The sequence below is a fragment of the Candidatus Methylarchaceae archaeon HK02M2 genome (assembly GCA_024256165.1).
In the GTDB taxonomy this organism is placed as follows: Archaea; Thermoproteota; Nitrososphaeria; order Nitrososphaerales; family JACAEJ01; genus HK02M2.
The window spans coordinates 1-13,904 of the sequence record JAKLZG010000072.1 but is presented as its reverse complement, the minus strand read 5'-3'; the positions used below and the strand labels follow the sequence as shown (position 1 = coordinate 13,904).

Annotated in this window: 15 protein-coding genes and 1 tRNA gene; 9 read left to right on the top strand and 7 right to left on the bottom strand. The window is 35.8% G+C overall.

The features are described 5' to 3' along the window. Nucleotides 1-330, top strand: a 330-nt coding sequence (locus tag L6N96_05830; protein ID MCP8323677.1) for a twin-arginine translocase subunit TatC, incomplete at its 5' end; no start/stop codon positions are given. A gap of 13 nt (nt 331-343) precedes the next feature. After that, on the top strand, nt 344-634 hold the full coding sequence (locus tag L6N96_05825) for a twin-arginine translocase TatA/TatE family subunit (GenBank protein ID MCP8323676.1): 291 nt from the start codon (nt 344-346) through the stop codon (nt 632-634). Nucleotides 635-746: 112 nt separating this feature from the next. Here the strand turns inward: L6N96_05825 and L6N96_05820 are convergent, their stop codons facing one another. The 4 genes from L6N96_05820 to L6N96_05805 all read right to left on the bottom strand — a co-directional run bounded on the left by L6N96_05820 (nt 747) and on the right by L6N96_05805 (nt 4,570). After that, nucleotides 747-1,382, bottom strand: a complete 636-nt coding sequence (locus tag L6N96_05820) for a metallophosphoesterase (protein MCP8323675.1) — start codon at nt 1,380-1,382, stop codon at nt 747-749. Between the two features lie 13 nt (nt 1,383-1,395). Then, on the bottom strand, nt 1,396-2,664 hold the full coding sequence (locus L6N96_05815; GenBank protein MCP8323674.1) for a hypothetical protein: 1,269 nt from the start codon (nt 2,662-2,664) through the stop codon (nt 1,396-1,398). A 26-nt stretch (nt 2,665-2,690) separates the two neighbouring features. Beyond that, on the bottom strand, nt 2,691-3,410 hold the full coding sequence (locus L6N96_05810) for a nucleotidyltransferase family protein (protein MCP8323673.1): 720 nt from the start codon (nt 3,408-3,410) through the stop codon (nt 2,691-2,693). Nucleotides 3,411-3,526: 116 nt separating this feature from the next. Next, a complete protein-coding gene (locus L6N96_05805; protein ID MCP8323672.1) occupies nt 3,527-4,570 on the bottom strand; it encodes a DUF4921 family protein in 1,044 nt (347 codons plus the stop codon). 93 nt (nt 4,571-4,663) lie between these two features. On the opposite strand from L6N96_05805, the gene L6N96_05800 reads away from it, so the two are divergent. Together L6N96_05800 and L6N96_05795 are read left to right on the top strand one after the other, a co-directional pair. Continuing rightward, nucleotides 4,664-5,968 carry a glycoside hydrolase family 57 protein gene (locus L6N96_05800; GenBank protein ID MCP8323671.1) on the top strand — a complete coding sequence of 435 codons (1,305 nt, stop codon included), beginning with the start codon at nt 4,664-4,666 and terminating at the stop codon, nt 5,966-5,968. A gap of 12 nt (nt 5,969-5,980) precedes the next feature. After that, nucleotides 5,981-7,252, top strand: a complete 1,272-nt coding sequence (locus L6N96_05795; protein MCP8323670.1) for an alkaline phosphatase family protein — start codon at nt 5,981-5,983, stop codon at nt 7,250-7,252. A 328-nt stretch (nt 7,253-7,580) separates the two neighbouring features. On the opposite strand, the gene L6N96_05790 is transcribed toward L6N96_05795, so the two are convergent. Beyond that, nucleotides 7,581-7,655: transfer RNA gene (locus L6N96_05790), tRNA-Gly, on the bottom strand. Between the two features lie 408 nt (nt 7,656-8,063). Between L6N96_05790 and L6N96_05785 the strand changes: the two genes are divergently transcribed. The 3 genes from L6N96_05785 to L6N96_05775 all read left to right on the top strand — a co-directional run bounded on the left by L6N96_05785 (nt 8,064) and on the right by L6N96_05775 (nt 9,693). Then, complete coding sequence (locus tag L6N96_05785; GenBank protein ID MCP8323669.1) at nt 8,064-8,360, top strand: hypothetical protein; 297 nt, start codon at nt 8,064-8,066, stop codon at nt 8,358-8,360. A gap of 587 nt (nt 8,361-8,947) precedes the next feature. Beyond that, nucleotides 8,948-9,178 carry an Lrp/AsnC ligand binding domain-containing protein gene (locus L6N96_05780; protein MCP8323668.1) on the top strand — a complete coding sequence of 77 codons (231 nt, stop codon included), beginning with the start codon at nt 8,948-8,950 and terminating at the stop codon, nt 9,176-9,178. Nucleotides 9,179-9,267: 89 nt separating this feature from the next. Continuing rightward, entirely contained in the window at nt 9,268-9,693 is a 426-nt protein-coding gene (locus tag L6N96_05775; GenBank protein ID MCP8323667.1) for a carboxymuconolactone decarboxylase family protein, read from the top strand. A 2-nt stretch (nt 9,694-9,695) separates the two neighbouring features. Here the strand turns inward: L6N96_05775 and tadA are convergent, their stop codons facing one another. Then, complete coding sequence (gene tadA, locus L6N96_05770) at nt 9,696-11,219, bottom strand: Flp pilus assembly complex ATPase component TadA (GenBank protein ID MCP8323666.1); 1,524 nt, start codon at nt 11,217-11,219, stop codon at nt 9,696-9,698. Between the two features lie 154 nt (nt 11,220-11,373). Beyond that, the gene (locus L6N96_05765; GenBank protein ID MCP8323665.1) at nt 11,374-12,369 is read right to left on the bottom strand and encodes a triphosphoribosyl-dephospho-CoA synthase; all 996 of its coding nucleotides are present in this window, start codon (nt 12,367-12,369) and stop codon (nt 11,374-11,376) included. Nucleotides 12,370-12,519: 150 nt separating this feature from the next. On the opposite strand from L6N96_05765, the gene L6N96_05760 reads away from it, so the two are divergent. Continuing rightward, nucleotides 12,520-13,557 carry a hypothetical protein gene (locus L6N96_05760; protein MCP8323664.1) on the top strand — a complete coding sequence of 346 codons (1,038 nt, stop codon included), beginning with the start codon at nt 12,520-12,522 and terminating at the stop codon, nt 13,555-13,557. 38 nt (nt 13,558-13,595) lie between these two features. Further along, nucleotides 13,596-13,904 (top strand): hypothetical protein (locus L6N96_05755; protein ID MCP8323663.1); only part of this gene is annotated, 309 nt, incomplete at its 3' end.

Genomic DNA, 13,904 nt, shown 5'->3' with positions numbered 1-13,904 from the left:
GACTTCCTGTATGGTTATGCCTTACCTTTGGGCGCACAGACTTTTTTAACTATTGACGAATTTATCTCATTTGTGTTGCTATTTACTTTGTCCTTTGGAATTTCCTTTCAGCTACCTATAATAATGGTTGTATTGACATCTATAGGTTTGATCGAGCCAGAGTTCTGGAAAAAAAATTTTTCATATGCTGTACTGGCTATTGTAATCTTTGGAGCCATTATTACGCCTGATGGGAGTGGAATAACTATGTGGTTTGTGGTTATTCCCATGATGATTTTATATATTTTAGGCTATTTATTCGTTCATCGAAAAGTTAAAGTAGAGCCTTGAAGAAATTGAATTTATGCAAGGAGTTGAAATTCTAATAGTAGCTGTATTTGCAATTATCCTCTTATTCGGAGCAAAGAAGGTCCCAGAAATGGCTAGGGCTTTCGGTAGAGCGAAAGGTGAGTTTGAGAGGGGTAAGCAGGAGATCGATAAAGAACTTAAAGAAATTACAAAAACTCCAAGCAAAAAAGAAGAGACTGAAAGGGAAAAACTTATCAAAGCTGCCAACTCATTAGGAATTAATACTTATGGTAAAACCGATGAACAACTACGTGAAGAAATTCAAGCAGCTATAAAGAAAGAGTAACTAAATAAGCTAGGATTTGAATTTATACTATAAGCCCTACTAGAGTACCTGTATAACATATTTATTTCTAATAGCGATAATATATTAAATAATTTTTAAAAAAATTATTTATCTACTCTGCTTGGAGTAAATCGACTTTCGGTTTCCCATTTAAAGAAATCGTAACATAGAATCCGTTCATAGCTGGACCTGGATTCACTACTAAAGTATTTTCTAACATATCTGTACTCCTTGCTTCATGAATATGTCCACATATTACTATCTTCGGTTGAGTCTTCTCTATGTACCTCCTAAGGGGCTTGGAGCCTATATGTTCTCCTTTGTATGATCTATCACATCTTGTTTTGTACGGTGAAGCGTGAGAGACAAATACATCAACCTTATCAGGCAGTCTTGAGAAAACCTCTTCTGCTCTGAAATCATCAAGTTCGAATGGAGTATTGAAAGGAGTTAGATTCGATCCACCTATACCACAAAAAATCATATTATAATAATTAATAACATTGTTATGAAGGTTCAATATATTGCGCAAGTTTAGTTCATTATTTGGATCATGATTACCCGGTACAAAAAAAGTCTTTAAACCCTTCTCTGAAATAATTTCAAAAAAATTTTTAAAAAATAATTCATTACCCCAATCAGAGACATCTCCAGCAACAATTAAGAGATCGGCATATCTGCCCAATTCTATTAGCCATTGTATAACCCGACTATTCCCATGCACATCTGCGATAGCTAGTAACTTCAATTTGCACTCAATCTCAGTAAAAAGAGAAATTACCTTTGATAACTCCAGCTTTATACCTTTCCTCCTGTGTTTTCTCGAATAACTTTCTTAGAAGATCAGCATCCTCTTTCATTTGTTCTACACCCCTTCTTTTCATCATATTCCTTTGAGTCTCTATGGCAGATTCTATATCTACCTCGAACAGCCTACACCCTAAACCTTTAGCATATATAGTAAAACTAGGGACATCTTGTACTACATAACTATGAAGATGAGAAGCTACACCTAACTTCTTTCCTGTATAGATAGTGGTGCCTATTGATGTCTTTACATTATCTGCTATGAAGTTACCTATCTTTGTCTCTCCTGAATCTATCATCTCTTCTTTGATCCTTACTTTAACAGTTCCATATGTATTTTTTAAGTCTGAGTTAGTTGTCATAGCGCCAATATTCACCCATTCACCTACATATGTGTGGCCCATATATCCTCTATGGGCTTTGTTTGAATAGCCAGCGAATATACTCTTATTTATCTCACCCCCAACTTTCACATAATCTCCTAGAGTTGTACCTTTACCTATTATGGCTGATGATATTATCGCATTCTTACCTATGTGAACCGGTCCCTTTATACTTGAGAATGGTAAAATCTTCGCACCTGAACTTACGTGAATAGGGCCTTCTTTTACATCGAAAAATACATTGCCATAGATCTCAACACTATCGTGGATTATAAGATTCGAATCTGGACCTGAAACTGTAATATTTTTACTAATATCTAAGATATCTGAACTTTTTATATTAGAAATTTGCCTTGTAATTATTTCAGAGTTCATACCGATCAATTGCCAAGGATACCTTATCAACGAATATTTGGGTAATACGAACTCATCGTAATATCCCTTGAATTTTTTCGAAAATGTTCTTGCCATAGAGCTGGGAGGTACCATGGCCTCATTAGCAATCTTTGGACTTACTTTTGCTAATGCTAAATTATCGCCTGAGAAAGCTACAAAATTACCTTTCTTTAATAAAGTACTTAATTCTTTTATATCTGGCCTTAGAAGAGCGTTAATGAATATAACTTCTTCATCCACTTTTTGAGGATTTATCTCAGTATTTGGATGTCTTTTTACTGTGATGGGTTCTAAATACTCTGAGACATTTAATGAATAGAGTTCAGGCTTCATCTCGTCTAGTATAGCATCTATCAATGTCTTTGAGCCCAGTACCAGGTCAAAGGCCGGTCTGGTTAGAGTTATTGGGTGGAAGTTAAAAGTTAATTCGTCTTCAAAGATCATTAGGTGCAAGATAGTCTCACTAAAGTCTAAGTTAAATCTCCCAATTTTTTCAAATACTTTTTATATACCTTAATGTAACTTTTCCTATCCCCAATATCCGTAAAACTTCCTTTAGAAATGTAACCGTATATTCGTTCATTTGCTTCTATGGCTCTTCCAAATGCGAAGTTCATGCCGTAACTCTTATCATTAGGTATGTAATGTAAGAATCCTGCTTCCATAATATAACAACCAATATTTATGAGCCCCTCTACCTTTGGTTTTTCCCTCCACTTTTTTACAGCTCCATTTTCATCAATATCTATAAAACCATACTTTTGAGTAACCTTGTAGGGGACAAGTGCTATTGTAGCTAATGCTTCCTTTTCAAAATGAAAATCTATCATATCATGAATTATAAAATCGTAGATCGAATCTCCATAAATACATAAGAAAGTACCATTTATCAAATTCTCCGCACTCTGCAATTGACCTGCTGTTCCCATTGGAGTTTTTGTTCTAGCATAGGTTATTTCTACATTTAAATCCACCCCATCACCAAAATAATCTTCTATAATCTTACCTAAATAACCTACACAGATCACTATCTCTCTAATGCCATTATTATTTAGCCACTTGATCAAGTGCTCCAAAACAGGTTTATCACCTAGAGGTAGCATGGGTTTTGGAATAAAGAGTGTATAAGGGTGAAGTCGTGTACCCAGACCACCAGCCAAGATAATAGCTTTTAAATTTCGTTTAACCATTCATTATCTCTCCGACTTATAATCATTTTAAAATGCCAATACCATAATAACCTTTACAATATATCTTTCTTTAAGATTCTACTACACAAGCCTTTTTTATTGTAAAAGATTGTAGGTTAAGAAATGCCAATAATTTTTGCTAGCTCTTTTCTAGAAGCACTACCAAGTAAAGTAGCTGTCTCCTCTGGTGAAACCTGATTTATGTATGTATGGGTACCTTTCTCAAAGCCAGTCCATTTTCTAATTTGAGGAAAGATTTTAAGGTGCCAATGGAGTTGCCTTGTAGTCTTTTTTTCAGAAGATATATGGAACACTATACTGTAAGGAGGATCACTTAACACGCTAGATAAACCGCTTAATGTAGATCTTAAAATCAATACTAAATCTCTGATCTCTTTTTGAGTGACCTTAAGAATACTTGTTTGGTGTTTTTTTGGAAAGATCCAATATTCAAATGCATGTGATGGTGCCCAAGGAGCAAATGCTATAAAATGATTTGTAGTAAGAATCTGTCTTGGACCACCCGATTCAATATTCAGGACTTCGCACATAGGACAAACCCCCTTCTCACGCATAGTTATCCGAACCTTTGATGCTTCTTGCTCAATAATAGGTGGTAAGCGTGGTAATGTGATAATTTGAAGATGTGGATGTTCGATTGTAGCACCTGCCTCTTCTCCATAGTTTGCAAAAATGGATACATAAGATACATTCTTACGACTATAAAGCCACCTTACCCTATCTTGTACTACTGAAAGGACATTTACCCATTGTTCTACGCCCATCTTTTGAAAATTTTCATCATGTTTTGGGGTTGCTACAATTATATAATGATAACCATAAGCAGGTTCACAATAAAGAGGATCTTCGCTATAAGTTACATCAGATCTAGGAGTTACTACTGGAAATTCATCGAGAAATGCCCTCACACACCAATCCTCGACTCTATCTTCTTCGGCATCTGTAAGCTTGAGCAGAGATTTCTCCTTCTGGACAAGCACAAGTCTGGCTGGAGGTGTCATCAGTTCATTACCAGGACAATAGGGGCACTTACTTTCTTTAGGAGACTCATTCTTTAGCCTAAAATCTATACTTTTATGTTTCTTTGTGTTAACGATTACAAGTTTATCTGTAAAGTAATCTTTTCTAAGCTCACTCAATTTCCCTTCTCTAATACTTATTTACTACATAAAGATTAATAGTTTTTGTGTAAATCATTTAATTACTTTATAATAAATAGAAGCTATGATGAAATGACTTATATCTGCCTTGTAATCGATGCTCATCAACCAATTAGACTTAACAGGACATTTCCTTATGAGAGAGTCAAAAGGATTGCTGAAGGAGCGCCGGTGATGGATAGATACTTTGATGACAAGCTAAATCAGCAAGTTTTCACTGAATTCTCAAAGAATTGCTATACTCCAACCTTTAAAATCTTACTTGAGACGATTGACTCTACTTATGAATTAGAAAAACCATTCAAATTATCTTTCTGTTTAAGCGGGCTATTCATCGAACAGGCAATAAAGTATGAACCTGATTTGATCGAATTATTAAAAAAATTAGTTGCTACCAAGAATGTAGAGATTCTTGGAGGGGATTACTACCATTCGTTGGCAAGTATCTGTCAAGACGGTATGAATGAATTTATTAAACATGTAAAATTCCACCATCAAATTATAAAGAAATTATTTGGAGTTGAGCCAAATGTATTTGAGAATACCGAACTTATCTATAATAACTCTGTTGCAAAGGCTGTGAAAAAATTTGGTTATGAGGGTATATTGACTGAAGGAGTAGGTTCTTTTTTTTCAAGAAATTTGCCTACATACGTATATTCCTCACCAGGGGATCAAGGGCTTAAACTTCTTTTTAGACATTATAAATTAAGTGATGATCTTAGATTCAGATTTTCAAAAAAGACGTGGAATGAGTATCCTCTAACTGCTAATAAGTATTGTAATTGGCTTTCGGCTACGCCTGGAGATGTAATATTAATCGCTTTAGAGATCGAGACTTTTGGAGGAAATAATTCGGTGCATACAGGTATCTTCGATTTTTTAAAAAAAATACCTGAGGAGGTTGCAAATAGGGAGAATCTTGAATGGAATACGCCCACAGATGTGATTAAGAATGTTCAATCATCTGGAACTCTGATAATCCCTGATGTTAGAACAATCTCTCACGATAATGAAAAGAAGAGTACGAACCCATGGTTAGAAAATTCTATGCAGAGAATTAGCTTTGATAGAATTTTTAACCTAAGACCTTATATCGAAGAAATTAATGATGCAAATATCATGATGATATGGAGACTCTTGCAACAAAGCGATCACCTTTCCTATATGTCTACTAGAAAAGATCAAGAAGGAAGACAATCTCATCACAGCTATTATAGCTCTCCCGCTGAGGCCTTTGCTGTATTTGATGCAGTCAACACAGATTTCGAAGGAAAAATTGCCATAATAGTTCAAAATATAAGAAAATCAAAGTTACGGAGATCAACTTCAACCACGAAGCCTTTGCATCCTTCTACGAGTCAAACTCAAAAATAGATGTGATAGATTATGAAAAGATTGATTTACATATTACTCGACGGCGTAGGTGATAAACCAGATCCTGAGCTAAATTGGATCACACCTCTTGAAGCGGCCCATACACCACAATTAGATTCTCTTGCAAGAGGAGGCATCAGTGGTCTTGTTTACCCTGTAGGTAAGGACATACCACCTGAGTCGGATATAGCTGTCTTTCATATGTTGGGTTATAACTTTAAGGAAGGTTATGCCGGAAGAGGTGTAATAGAATCTGTCGGAGCGGGATTAAGTTTTGAAGATGGGAACCTTGCTATAAGAGCGAATTTTGCTACAATAGATAAAGATGAAATAATAATGGATAGAAGGGTTGGGAGAAATCTATCCAGCGAAGAAGCCAAGAAACTTGCAACATCGATTAATAAATATGTAAAGCTGTCTTACCCAAAGACTACTCTCAATTTTGTATCGACTGTAGCCCATAGGGCCGTTTTGGTGATTAAAGTAGAAAACATGAGATTATCATCAAATATCTCTAACTCAGACCCAGCATACTTAAGGTTAAAAGGAGTTGGAGTAGCCAAAGTTCGAAAAGAGGAGGAGGTTTTAAAGTTAGAAAAGGTTCAAGCCTTAGATGAAAAAAGTGAGACCCAGCTTTCCGCCGATTTAGTTAATGAGTTTACCAAGAAGTCTATTGAACTTTTGAGGGAACACCCTGTAAATGTAAAAAGGGATGAAAAGGGCGAAATGCCTGCCAATGCTATATTACTTAGAGATGCAGGTAACTCATTACCAAGGCTCGAAAAGCTTAACGAGAAATATGGCTTAAGTTTTGTATGTATTTTGGATATGCCAGTAGAAAGAGGAATAGCTAGGTTGACTGGTATGGTAGAAGTTGAATCTGGAGGTATTGAAGACTATGAGCTTAAAGCAGAAAAGACGGCTGAACTGTTAGATAGATACGATTGTGTATATGTTCACATTAAGGGACCTGATGAGCCTGGACATGATGGAGACGCGATACGGAAGAAAAAGGTGATAGAAAGTATAGACTCAAAGTTTTTCAACAATTTATTGGAGCGCATCGATCTAAATAAAGTAGTAATCGCGGTATCTGCTGATCACTCAACTCCTTGCCAGATAAGGAGTCATAGCGCTGATCCTGTACCAATATTAATCTCTGGAAAAAGCATAACAAATGATGGTACATGTAGGTTTACAGAAAAGGAAGCTGCAAAGGGTAGCTTGAAGATTTTAAAAGGTTTTCAAGTTCTACCTTTAATAATTTCTTTAGCTAAAAAGTAATTGAAGCATACCTTTATGACTCTATTAGAAATCAATACTGTTTCTGTGAATCTCTTAAGAATATTAATCAAGTCTTTTGTTGATCATTTGTTCTAATTTATGATATTCTTATTGGCTGTTCCACCTTACGCATTATAAGAGATTATAAGAAACAAGAAGTAACAAAAGAACTGAGGTAAATATAATTATCATCATATTTTATTCACTCTATTTTTGGGTATCCTTTTTTAGTTCACCTAACACTACAACCCCTAAACCTGTGGCTGTAAGAATCCCACCTAGTATTTCCATTAATAGTGCAATATTATACTCATTCTCATAAGAGAAATGCGGGGTGCGGGATTCGAACCCGCGTTGCCAGCTTGGGAGGCTGACGTCCTAGACCAGACTAGACCAACCCCGCGGTTGTATTAGCCTTTTCCGAGCAGCTTATTAGCTATTGCCTTTTCCTGCTAGTTTTTTTTACCAACTTTAGGACGACATCGATGTGTTCTGATGTGCGTCCTTGAAGACCTTCTTGGACTTCTGCTCTCTTCTTAGTCATGGTCCAGGGCCGTCACATAATATCAGCGGTGAAAACTCCTATAAGTTCCGGCTCTCCCAGTACATTCACAGTTAGTTACATACGAAAATACTAATATTCTTCTACTCCCATTTTCACTAGCATTTTTTCTGGTTGACCTGCTCTTCTCGCTATATTATCGGTCAGATCTTTATAAGCCGTTTCACTTTTTGAAACGTTTTGTTACACCAAACGTCTAAATCTCGTTCAAAATACCTTATTTTAGGGAAATTAAGGGAGGTGAAATAGATGAATGGAAAAATTAAAGCTGTCGTAGTAGTTGCATTGACTCTATGCATAGTGGCATCTGCTACATATATGGTGCCAGTTTTAGCATATTCAAACGGCACAACAGATCAGACTCGGGATAGAGAAATGAAAAAAATTCAGGATGGAGAGTGTGTATGTGACTGTATATGCGATTGCGACCAGAACCAAAATCAATACCAACATCAGGATCAAGCTCAAAATCAACCAAATTCTGGATTTAACTGGCAGTACTGCTACGAGCATCAGCTTAGACACCAGAACATTCCTACAGAATAACTTTGGGAGATGTCTCCCAAAATCCCTCTTTTTTAAAAGTTAAACCTGTTTTTAGACATTGTTTGAATTCTAATCATTTTATCTCTTTGTAATTCAATTCGTGGATTCAAACCAATACTAGTTCCTTTTTTATATTATGAAATGAACAACCAGTTTGATTTGAATATATTCAGGACCTTGAATGAGTGGTACAACCATTTATTTCAAAATCTGGAGACTAGGAATACCTGGACTGCCCCGAGTACAGGTGCTCAAAATGCGGACAGCTCACGAACGAGTTCTATCTGGAAGATTTACCGTGAAGAAGTTGAAATTATTATTGAAATTTATAATCCGATTTCATTTTTTCAAAAAAGACGACCTTAAGTTGATCCGCCAGAAGGTCATGGCGATAGGTTAATTCAAGTTCCAACATTGGATGATGTGAACATACAAAAATTGAAAAATGAAGTTCTCCAGGGAAGAAGTAAGAGAGAACGTCAACTACCAGGTATCTACTGATTCTAATCTAATTTCGGTATCAAAAATAAGCCCGAAATATCATTTTCTCTGTGAATTTTAAATAGAAGTTACTCGTCCTATTATGTATGCCAATCGCATTTGTATTAATGGGTGTAGAGTCAGGATCTGATCGAGCTATCATGAAGAAGCTTGGAGATATAGAGGTTGAGGAGGCCTATGAAATCTATGGTGCCTATGATATAATAGCTAAAATCCAAGCGAAGAGCGTAGATGGGCTGAAGAGAATTGTAATGAAAATGAGAGAGATTAAAGATGTACGTACCACTTTAACTCTCGTTGTCGTAAATGATTTATAAAAAATAATTAATTTTTATGATTTATTATGTAATATATCGAAAATAATTTTAGGATGAGCTATCCTAACGATATATTAGTATTTTTTAACATGGGAGAATATGAAGATACTCTTAAAGATATAAAAGAGACCTTAGGTATCGTTCCTGGCGTCATGAAGGCACTCTCTGAAGATGTATTGGTAAAGGATTGGAGTTTGTGGAAAAAGTACTCCTTTACTGAGACTGAGATCCCATGCAAATATAGGGAGATGATAGGTCTATCAGCTGCGGCAAATATCAAATGCCCCTACTACCAAGCAATGCACACCGCAATGGCCAAGTTCCATGGCGCTACAGATAAGGAACTTTCCGAAGTCTACTATCTGGCGAGCCTCACTGCGAGATGGAGTGCCATGACACACGCCCAAAACTATCCCTACGAAAAATTCAAGCAAGAACTACAACAGATAGGTCAACATCTCGTTAGACAACAATGCAAAGAAATAAGGCATGTTCAAAATAGTAAACTGTCATAAGACTATATCGGAATTGCTTCTATTTTGATTTCTGATCGTCTAGCTTTCTTTAGGACTCTTTTTTGACATTTCTTCAGATATGTATTAAATTCATCCTTAGGTATTGTTATTTTAAGCATGTCGCCATCAAAATCTAAGTCAAATGAATCCAAATGTCTAGACAATATTTGAGAGAAAATAGCCTTGCGTTTGTCTCCTTTATCTCTCTTTCGACCTTTAACTGGTACAAAGAACGTTCTCTCACCGAATACATATAACTCATACTCAACTTCACCAGTTAACAAGTTCTTCACCAACACAGTTGGACGTGAATGATCAGCTCTTATAAGACCTGCAGGAACTTTGACCGTCATTTCAAGTGTGTATATCTGGGAAACAAGTCCTTCATCCATAAAAATCAGCGTATCAACAATGGATGGTAAAACACCCACATCAACCTTATAGGCTATGCGACGGATAGCATCTATAGGGTTCGTTCCGTGTAATACGCCGACCATTCCTATACCCGCAAAACGAAGATCAATAAAGATTTTAAAGTCGTCTTCTCCTCGCATCTCATCGAAGATAGTGTAATCAGGCCTGCTCAACAGAAGTACATCATGAAGTTCGCCTTCTTTAGAAGCCTTCTTCGAATACTGGGTTATATCTGGAGGGAGATTTAGATCTCTTGGACTCTCGATAGTCTTTACTACTTTTCCTAGTAAATGATAATGTTCAGCCAAAGCTTGTGCAAATGTTGACTTACCCATCCCTGGTGGACCAGCAACGATTATTCCTTCTGCCTGTTCCCTAATTCGAGTTAGAACTTGTTGGGGGAGATGATAATTTTCTAGGTTGAGCTTGAATATCGGTCTAGTTATTGTTATTTCCAACCCATCTGAAAAGGGTGGGCGGGTAACTACGATCCGGAGATCCTTCAGCTGAATTATGGTAGCCCCAAGCTTATCAACTTCTATGAATGCATCTTCGCCTAGCAACGAGTAAGTCTGCTCCATGATCTGTGCTAAAATCCATTCTAGTTCCTCTCTCGATAATGTAATATCGGATAACTCTTCAAAGAACCATTTCCCTGGATGACCACGCTTGACCCTCGGAGGAAGCTTTTCCTTCAGATGAAGACTCATGACGCCATTTGTAAAAACTTTGTCAAGATCGATGAGAGGTGAAGGTGTTCCAAATACAACCCTTATGCCAAGTGCTTCGCACATCTTAGCCATAATGGGGTTGCATGTAATTATTGAGGCTTGTATCGATCTCGCAAATTCACGGTTTGCTTGATTTACATCAGAACCATCGTTTGGATTTCCTGCATATTCTAGATTTACATTCTTCTCATCACATGCTTCCTTCAAATCTTTGAGACCGTTGACTCCGGAGAGGTTGCCTAATTTAGCTTTCGCTTCTATGCTGGATATGGTGGTATTATGCACAATTATCTTATGATGAACTTTTCCTTCTCTGACCAAGCGGCTTGCTACTTTGAGGCTGATCGCCGATTCGTCGGGTATGTAAGAATTTGAAATCATCTTTATTCCTCCTTTGATAATGCTAACATATTTCTAGATGTAGTATAATGTATATGATTACTTTAAATGAATAGTTGTATTTAAAGTAATTTATCTCATACTACCATATATTGACGTTCGTTGATCTCATATATTCCCTATTTCTTTTTTCCCTCTAAGGTCTCATCCCACATAAAATTGCAATCATTAATGATGAAGCTGTGATGTCTGCAGTTGTCCCAGGGTTAAGTCGGTTTTGTTTCAAATTTTTATCAAATTGAATCAATTTTCTTCGCCCATCTTCTGTGATTAGTCCTCCCATTTTTAAGACAAATTTGGCTTGTTTAGAAATCTTCTTAGCTTCGACTAATCCTATTTTGATCGCTTTGTTAATCTCCTTCTCATGTTTAACTCCAACCTTTCTGGCGATAAATGTATCAGGATATTTCGCTAATATTGTCAGAAATGTATGTACTGTTGCAATATTTATGTCACGAGTCTTCTCATATAAATCGAATAAAGTTTTATAGCCTATGTTGAAAGAAATTTTCATCCCATTAGTTAATTCTTTAGCTATCGTATCCCATCTAGATGAGAACTTCATTAGTTTATACAAATTAATATCTTCCTCTATTAATCGATTTTTAGTATCAAGTTCAATTATGTCTGGTGCTACGTTTACCCGACCTAGAGCCTCAATGCTTGACGTGAGTATTGCATCACAAACATCTATTGCATCCCTAGGGGTTGTTGACTTAATGACTTTTGAAAAAATTGAACGTAATTTACTAGGTTCTATACTTCCAAATTTTATATAATTAAATCCTGCCGATGCAGCTAATGGTATAAGAAGTAAACTTATACCTAGATGTGTGTTTCCACCTTTGTGCCATGATCTAATTTCATAAAGAGTACTTTTAATATATCTGCCAACCTTTATCTCATTTATTTTAATCTCATCGAGGCCAGCTCTCATTCCTCTCAATGCGACTTCTCTTACAGAAGGTCCGAGACATATAGAGCCAGCAAGATAATGCTCAAAGCGTGTATCAGTGAAGTCTGAAGTTCTATGCACATTCCCAGGCTTTGGTGTACCACTCACCTCTAGTACTGAAGCAAGTTGAGCTGTCATCATAATTTTATCAGAAATTTTTAGAAAATCTTTTTTCATATAGTTTAGATTAAAAATCTATCATGATATATTTTTACTGTATAGATTTTTAATAGCAGAGTATACAATATCATATTTTTTCAGATATTGACCTGACGGATGATATGCCTGATTCTTAATAGAAGATAATAATAATATGAAACCAAAAAGATGTATAGAGAGGCAGTGGCCAATATTTTAAAATTCCGTGAAGGCGACTTTCTACAGATTAAAGATGGAGCAATCTTTGAAGTTAAAGGATTGTTACATCCACCAGAAAGAGTAATTGCATTTATTAGATACATACCTGACCCAAACGGAAATAGGAATCTTGATGGCAGATCATATAAAAAAGTCTACTCCATCGAAAAAAGGTATGAGATTCTCAAGAAGATATATCCCCACATCTTGATTTATGATGATGTTTTTAACGAATATCTGCCAGAAATTCAACATTCAAGCATTATTCATAGCTTTCTTCCATCAAGAGAGCTAAGTAGTCTAAGGAAAAAGGCTCGATTAGATGATATCCAAAAGAAAGCCTTAGTCTTTATAAAAATCTTGAAAAGAGAAGCAAATATGGGATGGAATGATATAGGTATTACTGGATCTATATGTATTGGACTTTATAACTATACGTCTGATATAGACATAATAGTTTATGGTAGAGAAAATTGTTTAAGAGTTCATAATGTTATGCAAAACCTTTTGAAATCGAAGGAAAATATTTCTAACTATGATATTGAAGGTCTTAAAAAGTTATACCAATTTCGTGTAAAAGACACAATAATGCCTTTCGAAGATTTTGTTAAGCATGAGAGTAGAAAGAATCTCCAAGGAATGTTCGATGGTAAAGATGTTTATGTAAGATGCATCAAGGATTGGGACGAAATTGGAGAGAATTATGGCGAAGTTATTTATGAACCTCAAGACTATGCAAAGATAAGGGCCAAAATTATAGATGACTCTGAGAGTATATTCACACCATGTACCTATAAAGTGAACGATGTTAAAATAATTGAAGGAAATAAGGTTAATGACTTAAAAGAGATAGCATCATTTAGGGGGCGATTCTGTGAGCAAGCAAAGAATGGAGAGACTGTGATTGCCCAAGGTAAAATTGAGAGAGTAATTAATACCCATGAAGATCACCACCGCATACTTTTGGGAAATAAACCGACAGACTTCATGATAGCCAATATTTCATAATCTTTTATACAACGATTCGAATAAATAGTTAATATAAAATGAGTAAACGAAAGTTCAAAGATAAGGACTTCATACAAAGTCTTGAAGGCTTCTTCTTTTGTGTTGTCGGTTATTCGCATCCAGATGACAAGATACTGTCTTACATCAGGTATATGCCTAATATATCTGGTGAATGGGGTAACATTTCAGCAAAGTATTCACGTACAATGCCCTCGTATACTATACCTTATCTAATTAAAAATATTGATATATTGAGAAAAGATTATCCAGATTACATTTTCTATTCCGACATCTTTAATACTTGGATGTCTGCTGTGCCCCATAAAAGGATAATGAAGTATTTTTGT

Coding starts and splice junctions, on each gene's coding strand:
- L6N96_05785 (MCP8323669.1), top strand. CDS start 8,064: ATGAATGGAAAAATTAAAGCTGTCGTAGTAGTTGCATTGACTCTATGC.
- L6N96_05800 (MCP8323671.1), top strand. CDS start 4,664: ATGACTTATATCTGCCTTGTAATCGATGCTCATCAACCAATTAGACTT.
- L6N96_05810 (MCP8323673.1), bottom strand. CDS start 3,410: ATGGTTAAACGAAATTTAAAAGCTATTATCTTGGCTGGTGGTCTGGGT.
- L6N96_05760 (MCP8323664.1), top strand. CDS start 12,520: ATGTATAGAGAGGCAGTGGCCAATATTTTAAAATTCCGTGAAGGCGAC.
- L6N96_05765 (MCP8323665.1), bottom strand. CDS start 12,369: ATGAAAAAAGATTTTCTAAAAATTTCTGATAAAATTATGATGACAGCT.
- L6N96_05775 (MCP8323667.1), top strand. CDS start 9,268: ATGGGAGAATATGAAGATACTCTTAAAGATATAAAAGAGACCTTAGGT.
- L6N96_05780 (MCP8323668.1), top strand. CDS start 8,948: ATGCCAATCGCATTTGTATTAATGGGTGTAGAGTCAGGATCTGATCGA.
- tadA (MCP8323666.1), bottom strand. CDS start 11,219: ATGATTTCAAATTCTTACATACCCGACGAATCGGCGATCAGCCTCAAA.
- L6N96_05815 (MCP8323674.1), bottom strand. CDS start 2,664: ATGATCTTTGAAGACGAATTAACTTTTAACTTCCACCCAATAACTCTA.
- L6N96_05795 (MCP8323670.1), top strand. CDS start 5,981: ATGAAAAGATTGATTTACATATTACTCGACGGCGTAGGTGATAAACCA.
- L6N96_05825 (MCP8323676.1), top strand. CDS start 344: ATGCAAGGAGTTGAAATTCTAATAGTAGCTGTATTTGCAATTATCCTC.